This is a genomic window from Pseudomonas sp. GL-RE-26 (genome assembly GCF_019956275.1).
Taxonomy (GTDB): domain Bacteria; phylum Pseudomonadota; class Gammaproteobacteria; order Pseudomonadales; family Pseudomonadaceae; genus Aquipseudomonas; species Aquipseudomonas grandcourensis.
Genome location: NZ_JAHBDI010000020.1, coordinates 71,770 through 81,476, shown reverse-complemented (window position 1 = coordinate 81,476; position 9,707 = coordinate 71,770). Strand labels below are relative to the sequence as shown.

The 9,707-nt window shown below is 61.3% G+C and carries 7 protein-coding genes, 1 other RNA gene and 1 pseudogene; 8 read left to right on the top strand and 1 reads right to left on the bottom strand.

Features of this window, described 5'->3' with window-relative positions:
- The 4 genes and pseudogenes from KGB07_RS14655 to ffs all read left to right on the top strand — a co-directional run.
- Nucleotides 1-158: pseudogene (locus tag KGB07_RS14655) on the top strand (group II intron reverse transcriptase/maturase); the annotation flags it as partial.
- An 86-nt stretch (nt 159-244) separates the two neighbouring features.
- Nucleotides 245-2,602: an NAD-dependent DNA ligase LigA gene (gene ligA / locus KGB07_RS14650; protein WP_046043931.1), complete on the top strand. Its 2,358-nt coding sequence runs from the start codon at nt 245-247 to the stop codon at nt 2,600-2,602.
- Nucleotides 2,603-2,771: 169 nt separating this feature from the next.
- Complete coding sequence (locus KGB07_RS14645) at nt 2,772-3,938, top strand: putative zinc-binding metallopeptidase (protein ID WP_223465749.1); 1,167 nt, start codon at nt 2,772-2,774, stop codon at nt 3,936-3,938.
- 111 nt (nt 3,939-4,049) lie between these two features.
- An RNA gene (ffs, locus tag KGB07_RS14640) (signal recognition particle sRNA small type) lies at nt 4,050-4,146 on the top strand.
- A gap of 60 nt (nt 4,147-4,206) precedes the next feature.
- Here the strand turns inward: ffs and KGB07_RS14635 are convergent.
- A complete protein-coding gene (locus KGB07_RS14635) occupies nt 4,207-5,004 on the bottom strand; it encodes a substrate-binding periplasmic protein (RefSeq protein WP_223465747.1) in 798 nt (265 codons plus the stop codon).
- A gap of 123 nt (nt 5,005-5,127) precedes the next feature.
- Between KGB07_RS14635 and dnaX the strand changes: the two genes are divergently transcribed.
- The 4 genes from dnaX (at nt 5,128) to recR (ending at nt 9,591) form a co-directional block, all read left to right on the top strand.
- Nucleotides 5,128-7,209 carry a DNA polymerase III subunit gamma/tau gene (gene dnaX / locus KGB07_RS14630; RefSeq protein ID WP_223465746.1) on the top strand — a complete coding sequence of 694 codons (2,082 nt, stop codon included), beginning with the start codon at nt 5,128-5,130 and terminating at the stop codon, nt 7,207-7,209.
- A gap of 67 nt (nt 7,210-7,276) precedes the next feature.
- A complete protein-coding gene (locus tag KGB07_RS14625) occupies nt 7,277-7,615 on the top strand; it encodes a YbaB/EbfC family nucleoid-associated protein (protein ID WP_007971455.1) in 339 nt (112 codons plus the stop codon).
- A gap of 262 nt (nt 7,616-7,877) precedes the next feature.
- A complete protein-coding gene (locus tag KGB07_RS14620) occupies nt 7,878-8,909 on the top strand; it encodes an NADP-dependent oxidoreductase (RefSeq protein WP_046041323.1) in 1,032 nt (343 codons plus the stop codon).
- Nucleotides 8,910-8,988: 79 nt separating this feature from the next.
- A complete protein-coding gene (recR, locus tag KGB07_RS14615; protein WP_046041325.1) occupies nt 8,989-9,591 on the top strand; it encodes a recombination mediator RecR in 603 nt (200 codons plus the stop codon).
- The last annotated feature ends 116 nt before the right edge of the window (nt 9,592-9,707 follow it).

Below are 9,707 nucleotides of genomic sequence, written 5' to 3'. Positions count from 1 at the left end.
ACGAAGCTCGTGCTTGTCACTCAGCATTCAACGGTCGAGGCCCTTGGTGGAATTCGGGAGCACCCCATATGAATCAGGCGCTGCCGAAGAAACTCTGGGATCGACTCGGGCTGGTCTCAATACTGGATACGATAACCCGGCTTAACCGCTTAACCTGAACCGCCGTATACGGAACCGTACGTACGGTGGTGTGAGAGGACGGCGGATGTAAATCCGCCTCCTACTCGATTATGAGAGAACACCCATGACCGCCGCCAAGAACCGTATTTTAGAGCTGCGCGCTGAGCTGGATCAGCACAACTATCGTTACCACGTGCTCGACGAGCCGAGCATTCCGGACGCCGAATACGACCGCTTGTTCAACGAGCTCAAGGCTCTGGAAGCGGCCAATCCCGAACTGATCACCAGCGACTCGCCCACCCAGCGAGTGGGCAGCGCGGCGCTGTCGGCGTTTACCCAGGTGCGTCACGAAGTGCCGATGCTCAGCCTCGGCAACGCCTTCGAAGAAACCGACATGCGCGAGTTCGACCGCCGGGTGACCGAAGGCCTGGACCTGCCGGCCGGCGATCTGTTCGGTGGCGGCGCAACCGTCGAGTACAGCTGTGAGCCCAAGCTCGATGGCCTGGCCGTCAGCCTGCTGTATCAGGATGGCATCCTGGTGCGCGGCGCGACTCGTGGGGACGGCACCACCGGCGAAGACATCAGCGTCAACGTGCGCACCGTACGCAACATCCCGCTCAAGCTGCACGGTACTGGCTGGCCGGCGACCCTGGAAGTGCGCGGCGAAGTGTTCATGTCCAAGGCCGGTTTCGAGCGGCTCAACGCCACGCAACTGGAAGTCGGCGGCAAGACCTTCGCCAACCCACGCAACGCAGCGGCAGGCAGCTTGCGCCAGCTGGATTCGAAGATCACCGCCAATCGCCCGCTGGAGTTCTGCTGCTACGGCATCGGCCAGGTGTCGGCGGACATTGCCGATACGCACATCGGCAATTTGCAGCAACTCCAGGCCTGGGGCATGCCGATCAGCCATGAGCTGAAACTGGCGCACGGCATCGCCGAGTGCCTGGATTACTACCGCGACATCGGTGAGCGTCGCAGTGCGTTGCCGTATGAAATCGACGGCGTGGTGTTCAAGGTCAACAGCATTGCCTCCCAGCGCGAGCTGGGTTTTCGCGCCCGCGAACCGCGCTGGGCTATCGCCCACAAATTCCCGGCGATGGAAGAACTCACCGAGCTGCTCGATGTGGAGTTCCAGGTCGGCCGTACCGGGGCGGTGACGCCGGTGGCACGCCTGAAACCGGTCAAGGTTGCGGGCGTCACGGTGGCCAACGCCACCCTGCATAACATGGACGAAGTTGCGCGCCTGGGCCTGATGATCGGCGACACGGTGATCATTCGCCGCGCCGGTGATGTGATTCCGCAGGTGGTGCAAGTGGTCATGGAGCGTCGTCCGGAAAACGCCCGGCCGGTGCAGATTCCCGAGCAGTGCCCGGTGTGCGGTTCCCATGTCGAGCGCACGCAGTTGATCAAGCGCAGCAAGGGTCGCGAGACGGTGAGCGAAGGCGCGGTGTATCGCTGCGTCGGTCGTCTGGCCTGTGGCGCGCAACTCAAGCAGGCGATCATTCACTTCGTTTCCCGTCGCGCCATGGACATCGAAGGCCTGGGAGAGAAGAGCGTCGAGCAACTGGTCGACGAAGGCCTGGTGAGCTCGCCGGCCGATCTGTACGCCCTCACGTTCGAGCAGATTGTCGATCTGGAAGGCTTTGCCGAACTGTCGAGCAAGAACCTGCTCGGCGCCATCGAAGACAGCAAGAAGCCGGGCCTGGCGCGGTTCATCTACGCCCTTGGGATTCCCGATGTCGGCGAGGAGACGGCCAAGGTACTGGCGCGTTCCCTGGGCTCGCTGGAGCGGGTGCAGCAGGCCTTGCCGCAGGTGCTCACGTACTTGCCGGATGTTGGCCTGGAAGTCGCGCACGAGATCCACAGCTTCTTCGAGGACGCGCATAACCAGCAGGTGATCGCGGAACTGCTCAAGCATGGTTTGCAGATTCAGGATCAGGGCGAGTTGGGTGCCGAGTTTTCGGCGAGCACCACCCTGGGTGGTTTCCTCGACAAGCTGCATATCCCCTTGGTCGGACCGGGCGGGGCGCAGAAACTGGCGGACAAATTCGGCTCGTTGCAGGCGGTGATCGGTGCTGACTGGCTGGATATGCGCCAGGCACTGCCGGAGAAGCAGGCCAATTCGGTGCGCGAATTTTTTGCGGTCGAGGACAATCGCCAGTTGGCCGAAGCGGCGGAGAAGCAACTGGCCGATTTCGGCATGCACTGGCAGAGCGAGAAGAAGGTCGTCGAAGGTTTGCCGCTGGCCGGGCAGACCTGGGTGCTGACCGGCTCGCTGGAGCTGATGAGCCGGGATATCGCCAAGGACAAACTCGAAAGCCTTGGCGCCAAGGTCGCCGGCTCGGTGTCGGCCAAGACCCATTGCGTGGTCGCAGGGCCGGGTGCCGGTTCGAAATTGACCAAGGCCAATGAGCTAGGGCTAAAGGTGCTGGATGAAGAGGCGTTTGTGGTGTTCCTGAAGGATCACAACATCCCGATCTAGCACGAACCCTGTGGCGAGGGAGCTTGCTCCCGCTTGCCTGCGCAGCAGGCACCAAGACAGCACAGGGCTGCTTGCACCCCAGCGAGAGCAAGCTCCCTCGCCACAAAAAAGCGGAACGATGTGCGAGCAAGAATGATCTAGTCTCTGCAAGCCCCAGGGAGAGATCGCCATGTACCCTTTCTTCGAGCAGCTCAGCTCGCGCATCGCCGCGCCGTTCATGGGCGAAAGCTCGCGCAACAGCAAGGTCTGGTCCTGTCGTTGCGGGCAGTCGCTGTTCTTTCGCAACAGCCAGTGCCTGGCCTGTTCGGCGGCGTTGGGTTATCAGCCGGAGCAGAGTCGCTTGTCTGCGCTGCAACCGGGTGTGCAGGCGGGCACCTGGCTGCTGGATGCCGATCCTGGGGCAGGCCTGTTTCGACGCTGCGCCAACCTCGACTCCCCGGCGGCCTGTAATTGGTTGTTGTCTGCCAATGACCATGACGTCTTGTGCATTGCCTGCAGCCTCAATCGCACCATTCCTGATCTGTCGATAGCCGAAAACCACGAGCGCTGGCGCAAAGTGGAAACCGCCAAGCGGCGTCTGGTCGCGCAACTGCTCAGCCTGGGGTTGCAGGTGATTCCCAAAACTGTCGATGAAGAGACGGGCCTCGCCTTCGATTTCATCGGCGTGGACCTCGAAGGCAAACCGCCCACCACCGGCCACGCCAATGGCCTGGTCACCCTCGATGTCAAGGAGGCCGACGATGCCCATCGCGAGCAGGTGCGGGTGCAAATGCACGAACCCTATCGCACGCTGCTCGGGCATTTCCGTCACGAAGTCGGGCATTACTACTGGGATCGATTGATCGCCGATAGCCAATGGCTTGAGCCTTTTCGCGGATTGTTCGGCGATGAGCGCGCCAGCTATGCCGACGCCCTCGAGCGGCATTATCAGCAGGGCGCACCGCTCGACTGGCAGCAGCACTACGTCAGCGCCTACGCCACCATGCACCCGTGGGAAGACTGGGCCGAAACCTGGGCCCATTACCTGCACATGATGGATGCGGTGGACACCGCGCTGGGGTTTGGCATGAGTGCCCGGGAAATGGACTTCGACTATCAGCCGTTTCCGTTGGATACTCTCTACGATCCGCAGCATCCCGGCGGCGTGGCGTTCCTGTCGTTCGTCAATGCGTGGATCGAACTGGCGGGCATGCTCAACGAATTGTCACGCAGCATGGGGCAGCCGGATTTCTATCCGTTCGTCCTGCCGCCAGCCGTCATCGCCAAGCTGCACTTTATCCACCTGGTGATTCAACAGGAGGGCGGCAGGGCGGACGAGGTGCTAGAGGCGCAATAGCAAGTGCTTGAAGCCCCTCATGTTTTTAATCCGAAACCAACGGTTGTAACTTCGTCTCAGATAGGTACAATGGCGCGGCTCGCCGACAGGTGAGCGTCGTTATGGTGACCCCATCGGTCCCCCCGCAACGATTACCCGTGAACCTGGTCAGATCCGGAAGGAAGCAGCCACAGCGGGAACATTGTGTGCCGGGGTGTGGCTGGTGGGGTTACCACCTTAACGCCACGCGAGTGTTCTCCCGCGTTATCTTTCTGAATTCAGACTTTCGCTAGCTGCCAGGATCTTCTCCGGGGTGGTTTTTTGTCGTTTGCGGTTTATCCACAGCCGCAGGCTCGCCACCGATATACAGCCGAACAATTTCATCGATCTCCCCGGACATCTTCATCCGCGCCAGGGTACTCAGGATGCTCTGCACCGGGATCTTCGGGTCGTTGCGAACGTAGCAGCCAATACGGTGTTCCTGCAGCACTGCCACGCCTTGCAGTTGCTGCTCCGGCAGCAGGCGGTGATTGAACCAGTCCAGGCTCCATTGATTGCTGACGGCATAGTCGTTGCGGCCGGCCAGGAGTTTTTCCATTACTTGTTCCTGATTGCGTGCGTCGTCGCGTTGCAGTTGGCCGGTGTCGAACAGTGGCTGCAGGGTCGGGTAGCTGTAGCCCAGCACGGTTCCAATGGACTGTTGCGGCAAGTCGGCGGGTTTGACTGCGCCGGGCGACGCATGCCGGGTGATCAACACGTCGGGTTGAACAAAGAGCGGGATACTCCAGAGAAAATCGCCAAGCTGATCGGGCAGCCACGATTGCGCGACATAACAGCGGACATCGACCTCGCCTTGCTCCATGGCGCTTTGTATGCGCCTGCGGGGCAATACATGGAATTCGGCCGGTACGCCAACCTGGGTCGCGAGGCTGAGCATCACGTCATACAGGATGCCCTGGGTTGGTTTGCCTCGTTCAATCTGCACCATGGGCATGGTCCAGCTATCGGTTATCACGAAGCGCAGCGGTGCTTGCGCAGCCACGCTGTCCAGGCTGATCAACAGCAATGCCCCCAAGGCCAGCCGCATAAACACTCCATTAAAAGACCCCGATGTGCAGCTTAGCCACAATACACGAGCGCACCGGATGCAATTTGTCCCTTGCTCCGCTAGCATTAGCCGCTTCTGCTTCCTTCGCTGCGACGGTTTTCGATGAGTTATCAGGTTCTTGCACGTAAATGGCGTCCGCGCTCGTTCCGCGAAATGGTCGGCCAGACCCATGTGCTCAAGGCTCTGATCAATGCCTTGGACAGCCAGCGGCTGCACCACGCCTACCTCTTTACCGGTACCCGTGGGGTCGGCAAGACCACCATCGCGCGGATCATTGCCAAATGCCTTAACTGCGAGACAGGTATCACTTCGACTCCCTGTGGCGAGTGTTCGGTGTGTCGCGAAATCGACGAAGGCCGCTTTGTCGACCTGATCGAGATCGACGCCGCGAGCCGCACCAAGGTCGAAGATACCCGAGAATTGCTCGACAACGTGCAGTACGCCCCGAGCCGTGGGCGCTTCAAGGTCTACCTGATCGACGAAGTGCACATGCTCTCCAGCCATTCCTTCAACGCACTGCTCAAAACCCTTGAAGAGCCGCCACCCTACGTCAAGTTCATCCTGGCGACCACTGATCCGCAGAAACTTCCTGCAACGATTCTGTCGCGGTGCTTGCAGTTCTCCTTGAAGAACATGACACCGGAACGCGTTGTCGAGCACCTGACCCACGTATTGGGTGTCGAGAACGTGCCGTTCGAGGACGATGCGCTGTGGCTGCTGGGCCGTGCCGCCGACGGGTCGATGCGTGATGCCATGAGCCTGACCGACCAGGCGATTGCCTTCGGTGAAGGCAAAGTCATGGCCGCCGACGTGCGCGCGATGCTCGGCACCCTCGATCACGGGCAGGTCTATGACGTCCTGCATGCGTTGATCGAAGGCGATGCCAAGGCGTTGCTCGAAGCCGTCCGCCACCTGGCCGAACAAGGCCCGGACTGGAACGGCGTGCTCTCGGAAATTCTCAATGTGCTGCACCGTGTTGCTATCGCCCAGGCCCTGCCGGAAGGTGTCGACAACGGTCACGGCGACCGTGATCGCGTGCTGGCACTGGCCCAAGCGTTGCCGGCCGAAGATGTGCAGTTCTACTACCAAATGGGCCTGATCGGCCGCCGCGATTTACCGCTGGCACCGGATCCCCGGGGCGGTTTTGAAATGGTGTTGCTGCGGATGCTGGCGTTCCGGCCCGCAGACACCGCGGATGCCCCGAGGCAACCGCTAAAGCCAGTGGGGATCAGCCAGGCCACAGTTGATTCCGCAAACTCAGTGGCTGCCGCGCCGGTTGTTGCGCCGGTAGTCGCTGCGGCCATTGCCCCGGTAGCAGCTGCGCCAGTGGCGGCTCCAGCGCCTGCACCGGAACCGGTTGCGCCGGTCGTTGTGCCTGAACCTGCGCCTGCGCCTGTGGTTGAAGTGATCGTGGTCGAAGAGGTGGTCGACCTGCCGTGGAATGACCCGGTCGAGCCAGCGCCCGTCCAGCAACCGTCGGCGGAGCCGGTGCTGGAAACCGCCAGCGAACAACCCGAATTACCGCCGATGCCGTTGCCGACACCGGACAGCGTGGTGCCGGACGCCCCGGAATGGGCCGCCGCGCCGATCCCGGAACCTTCGGTGGCCGAAGTCGATGCCGCGACGCCTGGCATGGACCTGGATGACGAGCCGCCGCTGGACGAAGATTACATCGAGCCGGACATGGATTCGGCCTACAGTTACCTCGACGAACTGGCCAGCGAGCACGCTGCCGACCCGGCCCCGGAACCCGAGCCTGAACCCGCGGCAATGCCGGCCACCGGTCTGGCCCTGCAATGGCTGGAGCTGTTCCCGAAATTGCCGATCTCCGGCATGACCGGCAGCATCGCCGCCAACTGCACGCTGATCGCGGTGGATGGCGACAATTGGCTGATGCACCTGGACCCGGCCCACAGTGCCTTGTTCAACGCCACTCAACAGCGTCGCCTCAACGATGCGCTGAACCAGTATCACCAGCGCACGCTGACCCTGAGCATCGAGCTGATCAAGCCCGAGCAGGAAACCCCGGCACAAGCGGCTTCGCGCCGCCGCGCCAACCGTCAGCGCGAGGCGGAGGAATCGATCCACGGTGATCCGTTCATCCAGCAAATGATGCAGCAGTTCGGTGCGGTGGTCCGTAACGATACTATTGAACCTGTCGACGTCCTGGTCACTCAGGGCTAATAACTGAAGGCGTCCGGCCGCATGGGCCGGGCGCTGTTTTAATCCAAGTACTTTTGAGGTGATTACCATGATGAAAGGTGGCATGGCCGGCCTGATGAAGCAGGCGCAGCAGATGCAGGAAAAAATGGCCAAGATGCAGGAAGAACTGGCCAACGCCGAAGTCACCGGTAAGGCCGGTGGCGATATGGTCACCGTGGTGATGACCGGTCGTCATGACGTCAAGAGCGTGACCATCGACCCGAGCCTGGTCGAAGGCATGAGCGAAGACGACAAGGAAATGCTGGAAGCGGTCATCGCCTCCGCGGTCAACGATGCCGTGCGCAAGATCGAAGCCAACAGCCAGGACAAGATGGGCAGCATGACTGCGGGCATGCAACTGCCGCCGGGCATGAAACTGCCATTCTGATTCGCCTTCAGGCGGCAGATGAGTTACAAAAATGCCAGGCATAGCGCCTGGCATTTTTGTTTCTGGCCATTGGGTAGGTAGTGACAGGTATGCCACCATCGCGAGCAGGCTCGCTCTCACAGGGGATTGCATTCCAAATGTGGGAGCGGGCTTGCTCGCGAAGAATTCACCCCGGTCCAACTGAGTAAACATCGAACGCCATACCGCCACAAAGGTCTGCTCCCTCTATCACTGAATCTCATCGATCACAGGAGACGCTGCCATGTCCGACACCATGACCCTCAATCAACGCATTGTCCTGGCTTCTCGCCCGGTGGGCGCGCCAACGCCGGAAAACTTCCGCATGGAGCGGGTGGCGCTGCCGGACTTGGCCGACGGTGAGGTGCTGCTCAAGACCGTTTTCCTGTCGCTGGACCCCTACATGCGCGGACGCATGAGTGACGCACCTTCCTACGCCGCTCCGGTGGAAATCGGCGAAGTCATGACCGGGGGCGCTGTCAGCCGGGTCGAGCGTTCCCTCAATCCGAAGTTTCAGGAAGGTGACCTGGTGGTCGGTGCCACCGGTTGGCAAAGCCACAGCATCAATGACGGTCGCAGCATCATTCCGATTCCTGGGCTGCCAAACCCTTCGATGGCTCTCGGGGTGCTGGGGATGCCGGGCATGACCGCGTACATGGGCCTGATGGACATCGGCCAGCCGAAGGCCGGCGAAACCCTGGTGGTTGCAGCGGCGTCCGGGGCGGTGGGCTCGGTGGTTGGCCAGGTGGCGAAGATCAAGGGGTTGCGCGTGGTTGGCGTGGCAGGTGGTGCGAACAAGTGCCGCTATGTCGTCGAAGAGCTGGGCTTCGATGCCTGCATCGACCACAGGAGCCCGGACTTTGCCGATGAACTGGCCAAGGCCTGTGGCAAGGGAATCGACATCTACTACGAAAACGTCGGCGGCAAGGTATTCGACGCGGTGGTGCCGTTGCTCAACCCCAAGGCGCGGATTCCACTCTGCGGCCTGATTGCCTCCTATAACGCCCATGAGGCGCCGAGCGGCCCGGATCGCCTGCCACTGTTGCAGCGCACCCTGTTGACCAAGCGGGTGCGCATCCAGGGCTTCATCGTGTTCGATGACTATGGTGATCGCCAGTCGGAATTCCTCAGCACCATGGCGCCCTGGGTACGCGATGGCAAGGTGAAGTTCCGCGAAGACGTGGTCGATGGCCTGGAACAGGCGCCCGATGCGTTTATCGGCATGCTGGAAGGGCGCAACTTCGGCAAACTGGTGGTTCGGGTTTCCCGGGACTGAGTAATTGACGCTGCAATTTGACGCTCAACCGAGGCGCGGGTATAAACCGCGTCTCGTTGTTTTGTCGGATTTTTCCACCATGAGCTTCAGCCCTTTGATTCGCCAACTGATCGACGCCCTGCGAATTTTGCCAGGCGTGGGTCAGAAAACCGCCCAGCGCATGGCGTTGCAGTTGCTCGAGCGTGACCGCAGCGGCGGCTCGCGCCTGGCGCTGGCCCTGAGCCAGGCCATGGAAGGGGTTGGTCACTGCCGCTTGTGCCGTACGCTGACGGAAGATGATCTGTGCCCGCAATGCGCCGATACTCGTCGCGACGACACCTTGCTCTGCGTGGTGGAAGGCCCGATGGACGTCTATGCGGTGGAGCAGACCGGTTTTCGCGGGCGCTATTTCGTGCTCAAGGGGCATCTTTCGCCGCTCGACGGCCTGGGGCCGGAAGCCATCGGTATTCCGCAATTGATGGCGCGGATCGAGGAGGCCGGCACGTTCGCCGAAGTCATCCTGGCCACCAACCCGACCGTGGAAGGTGAAGCCACGGCGCACTACATCGCCCAATTGCTCAGCAGCAAAGGCCTGATCGCCTCGCGCATCGCCCATGGCGTACCGCTGGGTGGCGAGCTGGAGCTGGTGGATGGCGGGACACTGGCGCATTCGTTTGCCGGGCGTAAGCCGATCACTCTGTAATTTGTGTTGTTTGGGCTGACGCCATCGCGAGCAAGCTCGCTCCCACATTGGTTTTGTGTACGCCGCAATACCCTGTGAGAGCGAGCTTGCTCGCGATAAGGGCACCTCGCTCTACC